Origin of the sequence: Micromonospora sp. WMMD964 (genome assembly GCF_029581455.1) — a bacterium.
Classification (GTDB): domain Bacteria; phylum Actinomycetota; class Actinomycetes; order Mycobacteriales; family Micromonosporaceae; genus Micromonospora.
Window position 1 is genome coordinate 4,343,549 of record NZ_CP120860.1, and the last position, 14,900, is coordinate 4,358,448.

Sequence of the window (14,900 nt, forward strand, 5' to 3'; positions counted from 1 at the left end):
CGCGACACCGCCGAGCCCGCCCGACCCGCCGTCGGGCGGGCTCAGTCGTCAGCGGACGCCGGGGCGGCGGACGACGGCACCCGGGACACCTGGTGCCCGGCCCGGCGGGCCAGCGCCGCGAACGTGCCGGCATCCGCGACGGCCGCGCCACCCGGATCGTTGTTGAAGTAGACGTACGCGGGCTCGTCCGCGCCGAAGGCGTCGCCCAGCCGACCCACCCAGGACCGCAGCGCGGCGTGACCGTAGTGCGGCCAAGGCCGGGCCCGCCCCTCGTGCAACCGCAGGTAGCCGAAGTCGGTGGTGCGCCAGCGCGGCGCGACCGGGCGTCCCAGCCGGTCCGCCCACACCAACGCCGCCCGACGCCGTTCCAGCACCGACCGGGTGGCGTCGGTCCACCAGGAGGGGTGACGGGGCTCGACCGCGACCCGGACCTCAGCCGGAAACAGTCGAAGTGTCGCGTCGAGCGCGTCGACGTCCGCCCGCAGGTTCGGTGGCAGCTGCACCAGCACCGGGCCGAGGCGGTCACCCAGCGCAGTCGCCCGTCCGAGGAACCGGGCCACCGGCTCGGCTGGATCGCGTAGCCGTTTGATGTGGGTGAGATAGCGGCTCATCTTCACCGCCACGCAGAAGTCCGCGGGTGTCCGCTCCCGCCACGCGGCGAAGGTGTCCCGCTCCGGCAGCCGGTAGAACGCGTTGTTGACCTCGACGGTGGCGAAGCCGGCCGCGAAGTGCTCCAGCCAGAGTCGCTGCGGCAGCCGCTGCGGGTAGAAGCGGCCCCGCCAGTCGCGGTACTGCCAGCCGGACGTGCCCACCAGGATCACCGCCTCATCCTGACACTCTCCGCCGCCGCCCGCGAACTGCCCGTGTCGCCCCGATTCGGCGTCTACGGTGAGGGTTAGAGAAGATCGCGCGTGGGGTACCACCCGCAGTACGACGGACCCCGGCGGATGGCGGGGCGGCACACCCGAGGGAGTACCGATGGCACTCAACGATGACGACATGCAGACCATGGGCGGCGGCGGCGCGGAGGGCCCGGCCGACGGTGGTGCCACCCCGGGTCAGCACGACGGTGGCGCGGACGGCAGCGCGGAGGGCCCCGCCGACGGCGGTGCCACCCCGGGTCAGCACGACGGTGGCGCGGACGGCAGCGCGGAGGGCCCCGCCGACGGCGGTGCCACCCCGGGCCAGCAGGACGGCGGTGCCGACGGTGGCGCGGAGGGCCCCGCCGACGGCGGCGCGACGCCGGGTCAGCAGGACGGTGGCGCCGACGGCAGCGCCCGGTAGCGGCGTACACCATGACGCACTTCGACCCGCCGGACGGCCACGGCCGTCCGGCGGATCCGTCTGCCGGGGCCGCCGCGGCGCTGGCCCGCTGCGTGTCCGTCGAACCGGCCAAGTTCGCCGCCGCGCACTGGGGACACACGCCGCTGCTGTCCCGCGCCGCCGAGCTGCCCGACCCGGCCGGCTTCACCGACCTGCTCAGCCCCGCCGACGCCGACGAGCTGCTGAGCCGGCGCGGTCTGCGTACCCCCTTCCTGCGCGTCGCCAAGGACGGCCAGTTGGTCGCCCCCGCGCGCTGGACCGGTGGCGGCGGCGCGGGGGCCGAGATCGGCGACCAGGTGCTCGACGAGCGGGTCCTGGAGCAGTACGCCTCCGGCGCGACACTGGTGTTGCAGGGTCTGCACCGGATCTGGCCGCCGCTCGTCGACTTCGCCCGCGACCTGGGCCTCGCGCTCAACCAGCCGCTTCAGGTCAACGCCTACCTCACACCGGCGGGCAGTCAGGGGTTCGCCACCCACTACGACACCCACGACGTGCTCGTCCTGCAGGTCGACGGTCGCAAACACTGGCGGATCCACCCGCCGGTGCTGCCCGACCCGCTGGAGAAGCAGCCGTGGGGTGGCCGTGCCGACGAGGTCGGCGCCACCGCGCAGGGCCCCGCCGCGCTGGACGTGGTGCTCGCCCCCGGCGACGCCCTCTACCTGCCCCGGGGCTGGTTGCACAGCGCGCAGGCGCAGGAGGCGAGTTCGCTGCACCTGACCGTGGGCATTCGCGCGCTCACCCGCTACGCCCTGGTCGAGGAGCTGTTGGCGTTGGCCGCCGAGGACCAGCGGCTGCGGGCCAGCCTGCCGTTCGGCACCGACGTCGCCGACCCGGACGCCATCGAGCCGGAGCTGACCGAGACCGTGGAGGCGCTGCGGGACTGGCTGCTGCGCGCCGACCCCGCCGCGGTCGCCGCCCGGCTGCGGCAGCGCGCCTGGCCGGCCGCCCGTCCGGCACCGATCCGACCGCTCGCCCAGGCCGACGCGCTGGCCACTCTGGACGCCGACACCCGGGTCACCATGCGGCCGGGTCTGCGCTGGCAGTTGGCGCCGCACGGGTCGGACACGGTGGCGCTGCGGCTGTTCGACCGCACGATCACCCTGCCGGTGAGCTGCGAGCCGGCCGCCCGCGCCCTGCTGACCGGCACGGTCACCCGGGTCGGTGACCTGCCCGGTCTGCCCGACGACGCCGACCGGGTCACCCTGGCCCGCCGACTGCTCCGCGAGGCCGTCCTGGTCCCGGCCTGAGCGTCCCGCCGACCGACGCGGCCGGTCGGTCCCGCCGGTCGGTCCCGCCGGTCGGTCCCGCCGGTCGGCGCGGCCGGTCGACGCCCGAAGGGTGATCGACTCGGCTTTCGTGAACCCGCGGTGTCCGGGCGCTCGGGATGGCGCGGTTTCCGGGAAGCCGATTCGATCACCGCGGGGATCGCCCGGTTTCCCGGAAGCCGAGTCGATCACCGATCGGCGGGGCAGGGTGACCGGTGCGGGCGGCGCGCCGCCGGGGCCGCAGCGCCCGGCGGGTCAGCGGCCGAGCACGAGCAGCAGCACCGTCGTGATCACCCCGGCGCCGAGGACCACGGTGATCGGCCGTGGCCCGAGCACCGCGTGTCGACGATCGGCCAACACCCGGGCCGGCACCAGGCCGACCAGCGGCCCGAGCAGTGTCACCACCAACGCCAGCACCGGCATCCCCACCGCCAGGTCACCGCCGTACCCGACGCCGAGCGCCCGCGCGCCGGCCCCCAACGCGTACGCCAGCACACCGCCGGCCACCCCGCAGAGCGCCAGCAGCGGGTTGACCGAACCGGGCAGCTCACCGGGCTGCCCGACCCGGTCGATCAGGTCCCGGGCCCGCCCGAGCAGGAGCACGGGGTCGGTGGCCGAGATGCCGTCAGCCGGTGCGGGCGGGCCGCCGAGACGGCGGGCACCGAGGCGGGTGCGGGCCTGCTGCCACAGGTGCGCCACCTCGGCGTCAACGCGTTCCTGCTGCTCACGGGCGGCGACCAGCTCCTCCTCGGCGTCCTGGAGCTGCTCGGCGGCCTCGGCGACGGCCCGGTCGGCAGCAGCGCACTGCCGCTCGTACCAGGTGTGTGCCTCGTCGCGCTGCTCGGCCACCCGGGCGGTCAGCTCGGCCAACCGCCGTAGCTGCGCCGTGTACGTCTCACTGGTCACCGGCTCGTTCATCTCGACGGTCCGTAGGGGATGATCACTTGGCCGGTGCGGTGGACCGCGCGGTCGAAGAAGAGGCCCCGCCAGGGGCGGGGATACCAGTCCGGGCCGCCGGTGCCCGGGTAGAGCGAGGACCCGAGGTCGCCGCCGTGGGTGTCCAGGGCCACCCACGCGCCGATCTGATCGGTGCGGGCACCGGCCCCACCCAGGTCGGCGCGCATCCGGGCCACGCCCCGCCACCAGGCCAGCACATGCGTCCGTCGTTCCGGCCCGTCGTGCAGGATCCGGCGCAGGTGCTCCAACCCGGTGCGCCGACCCGCCCGGGCGGCCAGCGCGCCCGCCGCCGCGTCGACCGCGAACAGCAGCAGGTAGTGCGGGCTGCCCGGGGCGGTCAACCCGTCGGCGGTCTCGGCCATCAGCTCGCCGACGGTCTCCTCGTCGTACCAGGCGGCGTCGTCGGCCAGGTCGCCGTAGAGCGCCCGGGCGATCGGGTCGGCGTCCGGGTCGAGGCAGACGATGGAGAACCGGGCGGTGCCCGGCGGGTGCTGCCGGGCCAGCGACCGGGCCGCGGCGTCGAGCACCGCGCACGCCTCGTCCACCCGGGTGCCGAGCACCGCGAGGTTGCGCCCCGGCGCGCGGGGCAGCCGCAGTGCCGCCGAGCGGGACTGCACGTCGATGATCTCGCCGAGCAGCGCCACCGGGTTGCGCGGCGCGGTGCCGTCCGGGGGCGCGGCGAGCGCCCGGAAGTCCGGGGCGTCCGCCAGCCGGGGGATCGCGTCGCCGTCGAAGAGCCGGGCGGGGGCCGCGTCGGCCGGGCGCATCCGCCACAGCCGGTGCTGCAACCCGCTCCACGTCTCCCAGTCGCTGGCCGACGGGATCCGGGCGACCTCGTTGCCCTCCACCATGCCCGACTCGGCGTTGACCACCGCGTGCCAGCGGGGCAGCGACTGGGCCGCGTCGTTGCGTTCGGCGAGGATCCGCAGCGCCTTGGGCAGCGCGATGCGCAGGGTGAACTGGGCGACCAGCGCCGGGCGACCCCACAGCGCCTCGATGCCCCGCACGTCCTGCGAGGCGAGCACCAGGTGGATGCCCTGCGACCGGCCGCGCCGGGCCAGGTCCTCCAGCAGGTCGGCGGCTTCCCGGGCCACCACGTCCCGGCCGGCCAGCAGCATCTGGAACTCGTCGACCACCGCCACGATCCGCGGCCAGTGCCCGGTCGGGTCGACCGCCCGCAGCTCGGCCAGCTTGGTCACCTCGTGCTTCTTCGCCGCGTCGGCCCGTCGGCGCAGTTCCTCGGTGAGGAACCGCAGCAGCGCCAACCCGAACTCCCGGTCGGTGTTGACGTTGATGCCGACCAGGCGCATGTGTGGCAGCCAGCTCGGGTCGCGCCGACCCTGCGCGAACCGAGCGAAGGACACCCCCTCCTTGAAGTCCAGCAGATAGAACTCCAGCTCGGCGGGGGAGTAGCGGGCGGCCAACGCACCGATCCACGCGAAGATCAGATTCGTCTTGCCGGTGCCGGACGGCCCACCGATCAGCGCGTGCGGCGGGTAGTCGCCCAGGGTGAGGCGGACCGGTCGGCCCAGTGACCCCTCGCCGATCGGCGCGGTCAGCCCGTCGGCGGAACTCTCCCGCCACATCAGCTCCGGTGCGGGTAGCAGGTCCCCGAACGGCGTCGGTGGGGGGCCGGCGTTCACCCGGGCGGCGATCTCCCGGCAGGTCTCGGTGACCAGCGGCGCCGGTGGCGGGGGGTCGAGGCGTACCGGCAGCCCGGCCGACCCGCCGATGCGCGCGCCGGACACCTCGGCCACCACCCGGGTCACCGTCGGGTCCTGCGGCAACGGCACGCCGTGCACCACGAGGTGCACCCCGCAGGCGGCACCCGCGCGTACCACCCGGTCCAGTTGCCCACGCTCGTGCCGGTTCAGGTCGTCACCACCGAGCAGCACCGCCACCCGCCACGGTTCGGGTCGCCGGCCGGTGGCCGCGGCCAGCTCGCGCAGGGAGGCGTACTCACCGGCGAGCACCGTCTCGTTGATCCGGCGGATCTGCTCCACCAGGTCGTCCAGGAGCGGGCCCAGGCCACCGGGGCCCACGAAGGTGAGCAGCCCCGCCGTGCCCATCGGGGAGAACCCGGCCAGGCCGCCGCCGAGCTGCTCCGGGTCGTACCCGATCAGTCGTACCGCGCCCGGGTCGGCGCGGCCGACGGCCCGCAGCAGCAACGCGGACACCACCGCGTCGCAACCGGCGCGGTCGTCACCGGAGAGGTGGACGTGCCCGGCGTCGAGCAGCGGCACCAGCGCGGGCACCGGCTCGACGCCGTCGATCTGGACCGTGCCGACCCGCAGCGCGCCCGGTGGCTCCGCCCGCCGGGCGGGCGTCGGTGCCCACCCCGCCCAGTCGGCCCCCGCGCAGCCCGGGGCCTCCTGCCGGGCGGCGTCGGCGGCCCGGCGGGCCAGCTCGGCGATCCGAGTGGAGAAGCGGGCGTCGATCTCGGCGACGCGGCGGTCCCGCTGGGCGCCCACCCGCGCCGGTACGGCCGCCGCCGCCCGCTGGACCCGGGTCAACCGTTCCCGCCCGGCGGTCAGCTCGGCCTGCGCGGCGGACAGGCGGGTACGGGTGGCGCCCAGCGCCTCGGCGAGGGTGTCCCGGACCCGGCCGGCCAACTGGCCGCGCCGGTCAGCCATCGGAGCCCCGTCGGACCGGCGCGTCCCGCCAGGGGCTTCCCGAGCGGGGCGGCAGCCCACCGGAGGGCTGCCCACCGCCGGTGCCCGGCCGCGCGGCGGCACCGCCGGGGCGTGCGCCCCCACCCGCCGAGCGACCCGCCGCCGGTCGGCCGGAACCCGCCGGCTGCCGCGCGTCGGCCGGTCGGCCCGCACCCGGCGACTGGCCTCCGTCAGCGGCCCGGCCCGGGCTTGACGGCTGTCGCGTGTCGCCCGAGGGGAGGTCCCGGCCGAGGCGGGCGAGTAGCAGTGCGGTGGCCACACCGGCGGTGACCGCGGAGTCGGCGGCGTGCGGCGGCTCCCCGGAGGCACGCGGCGGCGGCATCCGACAGACCCGGGTCAGCAACGTCTCCAGCACCGGCGGCGGCAGCCCGGGCAGCAGGTCGCGGACGCGTCCGTCCAGCTCCCCGCGCAGCCGTCCGAGGTCGGTGGCGCGGGGCGGGTGCCCGAGCAGTTCACCGGCCAGCTCGCGCAGCAGCGGTGGCGCGAGCGCCGCCATGCCCAGGCCGACGTCGGCCGGGGCCCGACGCAGCTCCGTGCGGAGCCGGTCCCGGTCGCCGGAGCGGACGCCGCCCACCACCCGGCGCAGCAACTCCTGGGAGTCGTCCAACCGCTCGTCGGGTTCGTCGTCGGCGCCGACGCGTCCACCGGTCAGCTCGGTCACCCGCACGGACCACCAGCGGCGCATCCGAGCCTGCTCGGTCGGCTCCGGAGCCACGGTGGTGGGCCCGGACTCCGGTGGCGCGTCGTGTCGGGGCGCGCGGTGCTCGGGGCGGGGCGCCGGACCGCCGTCCGCGGCGAGACCGATCGCGGCCAGGTACGCCGACAACTGCTCCTGGGCCACCCGCAGCGCGTAACCGGCGCTCTCGGCGTGTTCGGTGGCGGCGCTCAGCTCGGGCACCCCCATCGGGTTGGCGGACTCCTGACGGACCCACCGCAGTCGCTCCGCGGCCAGGCCGAACTTCTCCAGTGCCTGCCCGAGCAGGGCCAGCGGGAACTCCTCGGTGGCGGCACGGACCTGCCCACCGACGTCCTCGATGATGGACATGAGCGCCTACAGGGTGGCGACGTAGAGCTGCGCCTGCTCCACCGCGACAAGTGTCGCGGCGAGACACTCCTCCAGCTCCTGGCCGGCCTGTGTCAGCGAGGCCTGGGCCGCCTCGACCGTCTCGTGCCCGCTGCCCTCCAGGGCCCCGGCGAGGGTCTGCTGCGCCTCGGACAGTTTCTCGCCGGCCGCCTGCACGGCTGTCTGCCCGTCCCCGATCTGTTGGAGGGCGACATCGATGGCAGCCTTCAACTCGGCGACGCTCGCCACGGCGGAACCTCCTGGGGGCGGGGAGATCTCCATTAGAGCCTATCGGCGGTTCCGAAAGAACATCCGCCCTGTCGGTGTTCCTGCCCGCCTGTCCGGAAGGCGCCCGGAAGTGCCGGGAGTCCGTTCTGTGGGAGTCCCAGTGCGAGAACTTCTCAGTTGTTGGGCGGGGTCTCGCGTAACCAGCGCGGGCCGTACACCTCGGCGCCGAGCGCTGTCACCCGCCCGCGCAACTCCCGGTCGGCGGTGACCACCAGCCGACGGCGCTGCGGCGCGTCGGCCACCAGCTCGACGACCGTGTCGTCGCCGGACCCGGCGGCGGAGACGACCCGGACGCCCTCGGTGCCGGGCACGTCCCGCGCGGCCCCCTCGACCACCAGCACCACCTCCACCGGGGCGGGCAGTCGAGCCGGCAACCCGACGGTCGCCACCGGGGCGAGCGAGTCACGTAACCGGGCCGCCGCACCGGCGCGGTCCCGCCACCACCCGTTCGGGCGGGAGCCCACCACGTTGGCGCCGTCCACGATCAACAGCGGTGTCTCGTTCATCCCACCAGCCTGCCACCATCGGCCCGCCCCGGCCGGACGCCACACCCGCGCCACCGCCTGCGGCGTTTGTCGGGGCGCGCGTCGGGTAGCCCCTGCCGACCGTGCCGCGCCCGACTGCGGAGGACAGACATGATGGGACCCGGTGACATCGGCTCCGACCCGTGGGACGAATTCCTGGCCCGGTACTTCGGCCGGGGCGAGGGAGGACGCCGACCGCCGCACCGGGTCGACATCACCCGACTGATGACGGCCGACGCCCGGGAGATGCTGGCCGACGCGGCCCGGCGGGCCGCCCAACGCCAGAGCAGCGACCTGGACACCGACCACCTGCTCTGGGCGGCGCTGCAACGCGAGCCCCTGCGCGACCTGGTCCGCCGGGCCGGCGCGGACCCGGACACCCTGCTCAACGCCCTCGGCGGCAAGGGCGACGGCGCGCCGCGCGGGGAGGTGCCCCCGAACCTGTCGCTGACCCCGGCCGCCAAGCGGGCGCTGCTCGACGCCCACCAGCTCTCCCGGGCGATGGGGGCCAACTACATCGGCCCGGAACACATCCTGATGGCGCTGCCGCTCAACCCGGAGTCGCCGGCCGGGCGGATGCTGGCCGCCGGTCGGATCCAACCCGAGTCGTTGCAGGCCGCCAACGCCGAGCGCGGGCCGATGACCGGCCCGAAGCCGGATCGTGGCACCCCGACCCTGGACCAGTACGGGCAGGACCTCACCGACCTGGCCCGCAACGACCAGATCGACCCGGTGATCGGACGGGCCGACGAGATCGAGCAGGCCGTGGAGATCCTGTCCCGGCGTACCAAGAACAACCCGGTGCTGATCGGTGAGGCCGGGGTCGGCAAGACCGCCATCGTCGAGGGGCTGGCCGAACGGATCTGCGACGGCGACGTCCCGCAGACCCTGCTCGGCAAGCGGGTGGTCCAGCTCGACCTCGCCGGTCTGGTCGCCGGCACCCGCTACCGGGGCGACTTCGAGGAGCGGTTGAAGAAGGTGATCGACGAGATCCGGGCGCACCGCGACGAGCTGATCATCTTCCTGGACGAGATCCACACCCTGGTCGGCGCGGGCGGCGCCGGCAGCGAGGGCGGGATGGACGCGTCCAACATGCTCAAACCCGCCCTCGCCCGCGGCGAGCTGCGGGTGATCGGCGCGACGACGCTCGACGAGTACCGCAAGAGCATCGAGAAGGACGCCGCCCTGGCCCGGCGCTTCCAGCCGGTGCTGGTGCCCGAGCCCAGCGTCGACGACACCATCGCCATCCTGCGCGGCCTGCGCGACAGGTACGAGGCGCACCACCAGGTGCGCTTCACCGACGAGGCGTTGGTCGCCGCCGCCGAACTGTCCGACCGGTACGTCACCGACCGGTTCCTGCCGGACAAGGCCATCGACCTCATCGACCAGGCCGGCGCGCGGGTGCGGCTGCGCACCCGGACCCCGGCCTCCGACGTGCGGGAGCTGGAACAGGAACTCGACGAGGTACGCCGGGACAAGGAACAGGCCGTCACCGACGAGCAGTACGAGCGGGCCTCCGCGCTGCGCGACCGGATCGCCGAGCTGGAACAGCAGATCCGCCGGGCCAACGGCGAGGACGGGATGTCCTCCTCGCAGGTGCCGGAGGTGGGTCCGCAGGAGATCGCCGAGGTGGTCTCCCGGGCCACCGGCATCCCGGTCAGCCAGCTCACCGAGGAGGAACGGGACCGGCTGCTGCGCCTGGAGGGGCACCTGCACCAGAAGGTCGTCGGCCAGGACGACGCCGTCACCGCCGTCGCCGAGGCCGTCCGCCGGTCCCGGGCCGGGTTGGCCGACCCGGACCGGCCGATGGGCAGTTTCCTGTTCCTCGGCCCGACGGGTGTGGGCAAGACCGAGCTGGCCCGCGCCCTGGCCGAGGCGCTGTTCGGCGAGGCGGACCGGATGGTCCGGGTGGACATGAGCGAGTTCCAGGAGCGGCACACGGTCAGTCGCCTGGTCGGGGCCCCGCCCGGGTACGTCGGCTACGAGGAGGCCGGTCAGCTCACCGAGGCGGTCCGCCGCCGCCCGTACGCGGTGGTGCTGCTCGACGAGATCGAGAAGGCCCACCCGGACGTGTTCAACATCCTGCTGCAGGTGCTCGACGACGGGCGTCTGACCGACAGCCAGGGTCGTACGGTGAACTTCAAGAACACCGTCCTGATCATGACGAGCAACCTCGGTTCCGAGTTGATCACCGGTGCCCAGCGCGCGGTCGGCTTCGGCGCCGGCGACGTGGGCAGCGAGCAGGAGAACGACGAGCTGCGTGAGCGGCTGATGCGCCGCCTCCAGGAGAACTTCCGCCCGGAGTTCCTCAACCGCATCGACGAGGTGATCATCTTCCGTCGGCTGGAGGCCGAGCAGCTGCGCGACATCACCGCGCTGCTGCTGGAGGAGACCCGCCGCCGCATGCACGCCCAGGACCTCCAGGTGGAGTTCACCACCGCCGGCATCGACTGGCTCGCCGAGCACGGCTACCAGCCGGAGTTCGGCGCCCGCCCGCTGCGCCGGGTGATCCAGCGGGAGGTGGACAACCACCTGTCCCGGATGCTGCTGGAATCGGCGATATCCCCGGGTCAGAAGGTCACTGTGGACGTGCGCGACGGCGCGCTCACCTTCGACGTGGGCGCCGGGGAGCGCGGGTACACCCCGGCCACGACCACACACCCACGATGAGCGGGCCGGCACGACGGGACGAGCACGAGGACCCGCGCGAGCCCGCGACACCCCGGGACGAGGACGAGCATCCCGACCCGATCCTGGCGCCGCCCACCGCGAACCCCCGCAGGACGCGGGTGCCCGCCGAGGGCCTGCATCCGAAGACCGACCAGGAGGACGACCCGGAGACGTCCGGGGACCGCCGGCGAGAGGAGACCTGATGGTACGCGAAGCGCGGCTCGACCCCGAGGTGGAAGTGCTCTGGGAGGACTTCCACGCCGAGGTGAACGTCCCGTCGGAGCAGCTACGCACCTGGCTGCTGACCCGGGGTTCCGGTGAGGAGTCGTTCAGCCCGAACCCGGACCTCGACCTGCCCCAGCCGGGACGGGAGATCCTCAAGGTGCTGAACAAGCGCAAGGTCGACCTCACCCCGGAGGACATCGAGGTCATGCGGGAGGCGGTGGAACGGATCCGCGAGCTGATGGACGCCAAGCCGTCCCGCGGCAACGCCGACGACGGCTGGCGGCACTCGCTGCTCGACCTGGGACACGATCCGCTCGTCGAACGCTGACCGGTACACCGCTCGACGGTGCCGTCCCGCCCCGGGACGGCGCCGTCGACGTGTGCGGCTACTGGCCCTGGTCGGGCTCCAGGCTGCCGATCGTCAGTCCGGCGGCGTCGGCCGCCGCGTCCCGGTCACCGCGGGTCTGGTCCTCCCGGGTGAGCAGGTTCGCGTACTCGGCGACGTCGGCCGGGTCGGGCACGGTCGGCAGGCGGCGCAGGAACGCCTCCACCTCGCGGGTGGCGGCGGTGTGCGCGGCGGCCGCCTGGCGCAGCAGTTCGCGGTCGTCGGCGGGCGGGTAGAGGTCCGTCATGTCCGCCAGATACCCGGCCAACGGCGGTTCGCACCCCACCTCCCGCTCAGACCGGCCGGATCCCGCTGGGCTGCCGCACCCCGAACCCCGGGTTGCTCAGCAGCCAGGCCAGGTACGCCGGATGCGGGGCCAACGAGTCGACGTACGCCGCCTTGGCCGTCTCCACCACCACCTCGGCGGCCTGGGCGGCGGGAGAGTCCGGATGCCAGCCGAGCAGGAGCCGCCAGCGCAGCGGGATCCCGGCGAGCCGGCGGGTCACCAACCCGGCCACCGGACGGAACGTCGCCTGGCACAACGCCACCGCCACACCGGCGTCCACCAGGTCGATGCAGCCGCGGATGTCGGTCTCGTACACCTTGCGGGGGGTGAAGCCGGCGCGGGCGCACGCGGCGGCGAAGCAGTCGCCGAAGCAGCCGTCGCCCGGCGCGGCCACCCACTGCTCGTGGCGCAGGTCCGCCAGGCGCACCTCGTCCTGGGCGGCGAGCGGGTGCGTCTCCGGCAGCAGCACCAGCACCGGGTCGACGGCCACCTCCTGCCAGCTCAACCCGAACCCGGCCGACGGGCTGGCGTCGCCGCACACACCGGTGAGCGCGAAGTCCAACCGGCCGCCGGCCACCAACTGCGCCAACTCGTCCACCGACCAGGAGGCGAACGTGGTGATCTGGGCCGGCGGCTGCGCGGCCGCCAACCGGTGCACCAGCCGGCCCAGGATCGGGCTGTTCACCCCACCGAACCGGTAGCAGGTGGGTGCGCTGCCGGCCCCGGCCAACCGCGCCGCCTCGTCCTGCAACCCCTTCATCGCCGGCAGCAGCACCCGGGCCCGGGCCAGCACCAGCTCACCGAGTGCGGTGGGCCGGGCACCACGCCGGTCCCGGTCGAACAACGGGCCGCCCAGGGTCCGCTCGATGCGTTGGAGCTGGGCGGTGAGGGCCGGCTGGGCCAGGCCGAGCGCCGAGGCCGCCTTCGTCACACTCCCCGTCTCCGCGATCGCGCAGACCACCCGCAGGTGACGCAGCTCCAGGTTCATAGGGTGACGGTAGGACTACGCGTCAGCCTGCGGAATAGCCTGAGCGGATCGGTGATAATGAATGCACTGACGAGGGGGTGCCGCGCTCAGTCGCGAGGTGGCTCCGGCAGGTCCGCCAGGTAGGTCGGCCGCCTGGTCACCGCGTCGAGCACCTTGTCCACCACCCCCACCGCGGGCTCCACGATCCGGTTCCACGGAGGGGTCGCCGGCGTGCTCGGGTGCGGACGGGTCGGCGCGGCCTCCTCGGCGATCTCCAACCGGTTGCCCAGGCGGATCAGCTCCTCCTCGGTCGCGACCGCCCGCAGCTCGGTGACGAGCGCGCCCACCCCCTCGACGTGCTGGCGAACCCGCCCGGCGACGTCGGTCAGCGCCTCGTCGGTCAAACCCTTGAGCGCGTTCAGCAGGCCGGCGTCGGCGGCGATCTCGGCGTCCACCCGCTCACCGGCGGCCGGCAGCGCGACGCGTACCGCCGGCAACAGGTACTGCTCCTCGGCGGACAGGTGCCGCGACAGCGCGGCGGTGAGCACCGCCAACGCCTCCTGCGGTGTGGCGTCCGGGCCGGTCAACTGCTCCACCAGCGACAGCAGTTGCTGATGCTCCCGGTCGACGATGTCGGCGATGCTGCGACCGGCGGGCCGGTAGCCCTCCTCGGGTGCGGGCGTGGGCGGCAGCGGCGGCAGGGGAACGGCGGACATGGTGCCCTCCTCGACTGGCGGGCGGAAGCTCCGGCAGGGGACGTTCGGTCGTGGGCGGCGGTACCCGAACCCGGTCACGGCGAAACCGACCCGTCGATGTGTCGACGTGCGCGCACCGGCGCGCCGGTCCGTCCGCGCCGGTGCGCCGGTCCGTCGGCCACCTCGGGCTGGTATGAAGAGGCGATGACGAGCGACGCCGCCTCCGCCCGACCCGACCCCACCGCAGAGGTCGTGGACCTCTGCCGCGATCTGCTGCGCATCGACACCACCAACACCGGGGACAACGACACCAGCGTCGGTGAGCGCCGCGCGGCCGAGTACGTGGCGGAGAAGCTCGCCGAGGTGGGTGTGGAGTCCGTCCTGCACGAGTCCGCCCCGGGCCGGGCGAACGTGGTGGCCCGCATCCCCGGCACCGACCCGAGCCGGGGCGCGCTGCTGGTGCACGGCCACCTGGACGTGGTGCCCGCCGACGCCGACGAGTGGTCGGTGCACCCGCTCTCCGGCGAGCTGCGCGACGGCTACCTGTGGGGTCGCGGCGCGATCGACATGAAGGACTTCGACGCGATGGTGCTGGCCGTGGTGCGGCACTGGCAGCGCACCGGCGTACGACCGCCGCGCGACATCGTGCTCGCGTACACCGCCGACGAGGAGGCGGGCAGCGACTACGGCGCGCGTTTCCTGGTGGACGAGCACCGGGGTCTGTTCGACGGCTGCACCGAGGCGATCGGCGAGGTCGGCGGCTTCTCCTACTCGGTCAACGACAGCCAGCGGCTCTACCTCATCGAGACCGCCGAGAAGGGCATCGACTGGCTGCGGCTGCACGCCAAGGGCCGCCCCGGGCACGGCTCGATGGTGCACGACGACAACGCGGTCACCGCGCTCGCCGAGGCGGTCGCCCGGATCGGCCGGCACCGCTTCCCGGTGGTGGTCACCGACACCGTACGGGCCTTCCTGACCGAGGTCTCCGACCTGCTCGGCATCGAGCTGGACCCGGACGACCCGGAGGCGGCCATCGCCAAGCTCGGCCCGATCGCCAACCTGATCGGCGCGACCATCCGCAACACCGCCAACCCGACCCGGTTGAGCGCCGGCTACAAGGACAACGTCATCCCCGGCCGGGCCACCGCCACCATCGACTGCCGCAGCCTGCCCGGCCAGTCCGAGCTGCTGGAGCGGCAGTTGCGCGAGCTGGTCGGCCCGGACATCGCGATCGAGTACGTCCAGCGGCAGCCGGCCCTGGAGACCACCTTCGACGGTGACCTGGTCGAGGCCATGTCGGCGGCCCTGCGCGCGGAGGACCCGGGGGCGCGCCCGGTCCCGTACATGCTCTCCGGCGGCACCGACGCCAAGGCGTTCTCCCAGCTCGGCATCCGCTGCTTCGGGTTCGCCCCGCTCCGGCTGCCCGCCGACCTGAACTTCTCGGCGTTGTTCCACGGCATCGACGAGCGCGTTCCGGTCGACGGACTACAGTTCGGCGTGCGGGTGCTCGACCGGTTCCTGCGTACCTGCTAGCCGTGTCCGGCACTTGCCGTCGGCGCGCAACCTCCCCATCGTGAAGG

Annotated in this window: 15 protein-coding genes; 6 read left to right on the plus strand and 9 right to left on the minus strand. The window is 74.3% G+C overall.

The features are described 5' to 3' along the window. Positions 1 to 41 precede the first annotated feature (41 nt). Positions 42 to 821 carry a DUF72 domain-containing protein gene (locus O7616_RS19935; RefSeq protein WP_282303392.1) on the minus strand — a complete coding sequence of 260 codons (780 nt, stop codon included), beginning with the start codon at positions 819 to 821 and terminating at the stop codon, positions 42 to 44. A 157-nt stretch (positions 822 to 978) separates the two neighbouring features. On the opposite strand from O7616_RS19935, the gene O7616_RS19940 reads away from it, so the two are divergent. Then, positions 979 to 1,284, plus strand: coding sequence for a hypothetical protein (locus tag O7616_RS19940; protein ID WP_282303393.1), 306 nt, complete (start codon positions 979 to 981; stop codon positions 1,282 to 1,284). A gap of 11 nt (positions 1,285 to 1,295) precedes the next feature. Then, complete coding sequence (locus tag O7616_RS19945; protein ID WP_282303394.1) at positions 1,296 to 2,570, plus strand: cupin domain-containing protein; 1,275 nt, start codon at positions 1,296 to 1,298, stop codon at positions 2,568 to 2,570. 273 nt (positions 2,571 to 2,843) lie between these two features. Here O7616_RS19945 and O7616_RS19950 read toward each other — a convergent pair whose 3' ends face one another. The 5 genes from O7616_RS19950 to O7616_RS19970 all read right to left on the minus strand — a co-directional run bounded on the left by O7616_RS19950 (position 2,844) and on the right by O7616_RS19970 (position 8,074). Then, complete coding sequence (locus tag O7616_RS19950) at positions 2,844 to 3,506, minus strand: hypothetical protein (RefSeq protein WP_282303395.1); 663 nt, start codon at positions 3,504 to 3,506, stop codon at positions 2,844 to 2,846. Then, complete coding sequence (locus O7616_RS19955) at positions 3,503 to 6,178, minus strand: FtsK/SpoIIIE domain-containing protein (RefSeq protein WP_282303396.1); 2,676 nt, start codon at positions 6,176 to 6,178, stop codon at positions 3,503 to 3,505. The genes O7616_RS19950 and O7616_RS19955 overlap by 4 nt, the downstream gene beginning before the upstream one ends. Continuing rightward, positions 6,171 to 7,262: a hypothetical protein gene (locus O7616_RS19960; protein WP_282303397.1), complete on the minus strand. Its 1,092-nt coding sequence runs from the start codon at positions 7,260 to 7,262 to the stop codon at positions 6,171 to 6,173. The genes O7616_RS19955 and O7616_RS19960 overlap by 8 nt, the downstream gene beginning before the upstream one ends. A gap of 6 nt (positions 7,263 to 7,268) precedes the next feature. Beyond that, complete coding sequence (locus O7616_RS19965) at positions 7,269 to 7,529, minus strand: hypothetical protein (RefSeq protein WP_282259736.1); 261 nt, start codon at positions 7,527 to 7,529, stop codon at positions 7,269 to 7,271. 152 nt (positions 7,530 to 7,681) lie between these two features. Continuing rightward, on the minus strand, positions 7,682 to 8,074 hold the full coding sequence (locus O7616_RS19970) for a hypothetical protein (RefSeq protein WP_282259734.1): 393 nt from the start codon (positions 8,072 to 8,074) through the stop codon (positions 7,682 to 7,684). Positions 8,075 to 8,203: 129 nt separating this feature from the next. Between O7616_RS19970 and O7616_RS19975 the strand changes: the two genes are divergently transcribed. Genes O7616_RS19975 through O7616_RS19985 form a run of 3 tightly spaced genes read left to right on the plus strand, consistent with a single transcriptional unit; the run spans position 8,204 to position 11,315 of the window. Next, positions 8,204 to 10,762: an ATP-dependent Clp protease ATP-binding subunit gene (locus tag O7616_RS19975; RefSeq protein WP_282259732.1), complete on the plus strand. Its 2,559-nt coding sequence runs from the start codon at positions 8,204 to 8,206 to the stop codon at positions 10,760 to 10,762. Beyond that, positions 10,759 to 10,965, plus strand: coding sequence for a hypothetical protein (locus tag O7616_RS19980; protein WP_282259730.1), 207 nt, complete (start codon positions 10,759 to 10,761; stop codon positions 10,963 to 10,965). The genes O7616_RS19975 and O7616_RS19980 overlap by 4 nt, the downstream gene beginning before the upstream one ends. After that, entirely contained in the window at positions 10,965 to 11,315 is a 351-nt protein-coding gene (locus tag O7616_RS19985) for a DUF3140 domain-containing protein (RefSeq protein WP_282259729.1), read from the plus strand. The genes O7616_RS19980 and O7616_RS19985 overlap by 1 nt, the downstream gene beginning before the upstream one ends. Before the next feature lie 58 nt (positions 11,316 to 11,373). On the opposite strand, the gene O7616_RS19990 is transcribed toward O7616_RS19985, so the two are convergent. From O7616_RS19990 to O7616_RS20000, 3 genes are all read right to left on the minus strand, one after another. Continuing rightward, positions 11,374 to 11,619, minus strand: coding sequence for a hypothetical protein (locus tag O7616_RS19990; protein WP_282259728.1), 246 nt, complete (start codon positions 11,617 to 11,619; stop codon positions 11,374 to 11,376). Between the two features lie 46 nt (positions 11,620 to 11,665). After that, positions 11,666 to 12,646, minus strand: a complete 981-nt coding sequence (locus O7616_RS19995) for a LysR family transcriptional regulator (RefSeq protein ID WP_282303398.1) — start codon at positions 12,644 to 12,646, stop codon at positions 11,666 to 11,668. Positions 12,647 to 12,732: 86 nt separating this feature from the next. Further along, the gene (locus O7616_RS20000; RefSeq protein WP_282303399.1) at positions 12,733 to 13,341 is read right to left on the minus strand and encodes a hemerythrin domain-containing protein; all 609 of its coding nucleotides are present in this window, start codon (positions 13,339 to 13,341) and stop codon (positions 12,733 to 12,735) included. 183 nt (positions 13,342 to 13,524) lie between these two features. Between O7616_RS20000 and O7616_RS20005 the strand changes: the two genes are divergently transcribed. Beyond that, positions 13,525 to 14,853, plus strand: a complete 1,329-nt coding sequence (locus tag O7616_RS20005; protein WP_282303400.1) for a M20/M25/M40 family metallo-hydrolase — start codon at positions 13,525 to 13,527, stop codon at positions 14,851 to 14,853. Positions 14,854 to 14,900 lie beyond the last annotated feature (47 nt).

Bases quoted from the DNA above. Each gene is read 5' to 3' on its own strand.
- O7616_RS19940 (WP_282303393.1), top strand. From the start codon at position 979: ATGGCACTCAACGATGACGACATGCAGACCATGGGCGGCGGCGGCGCG.
- O7616_RS19945 (WP_282303394.1), top strand. From the start codon at position 1,296: ATGACGCACTTCGACCCGCCGGACGGCCACGGCCGTCCGGCGGATCCG.
- O7616_RS19950 (WP_282303395.1), bottom strand. From the start codon at position 3,506: ATGAACGAGCCGGTGACCAGTGAGACGTACACGGCGCAGCTACGGCGG.
- O7616_RS19955 (WP_282303396.1), bottom strand. From the start codon at position 6,178: ATGGCTGACCGGCGCGGCCAGTTGGCCGGCCGGGTCCGGGACACCCTC.
- O7616_RS19960 (WP_282303397.1), bottom strand. From the start codon at position 7,262: ATGTCCATCATCGAGGACGTCGGTGGGCAGGTCCGTGCCGCCACCGAG.
- O7616_RS19970 (WP_282259734.1), bottom strand. From the start codon at position 8,074: ATGAACGAGACACCGCTGTTGATCGTGGACGGCGCCAACGTGGTGGGC.
- O7616_RS19975 (WP_282259732.1), top strand. From the start codon at position 8,204: ATGATGGGACCCGGTGACATCGGCTCCGACCCGTGGGACGAATTCCTG.
- O7616_RS19980 (WP_282259730.1), top strand. From the start codon at position 10,759: ATGAGCGGGCCGGCACGACGGGACGAGCACGAGGACCCGCGCGAGCCC.
- O7616_RS19985 (WP_282259729.1), top strand. From the start codon at position 10,965: ATGGTACGCGAAGCGCGGCTCGACCCCGAGGTGGAAGTGCTCTGGGAG.
- O7616_RS19990 (WP_282259728.1), bottom strand. From the start codon at position 11,619: ATGACGGACCTCTACCCGCCCGCCGACGACCGCGAACTGCTGCGCCAG.
- O7616_RS19995 (WP_282303398.1), bottom strand. From the start codon at position 12,646: ATGAACCTGGAGCTGCGTCACCTGCGGGTGGTCTGCGCGATCGCGGAG.
- O7616_RS20000 (WP_282303399.1), bottom strand. From the start codon at position 13,341: ATGTCCGCCGTTCCCCTGCCGCCGCTGCCGCCCACGCCCGCACCCGAG.
- O7616_RS20005 (WP_282303400.1), top strand. From the start codon at position 13,525: ATGACGAGCGACGCCGCCTCCGCCCGACCCGACCCCACCGCAGAGGTC.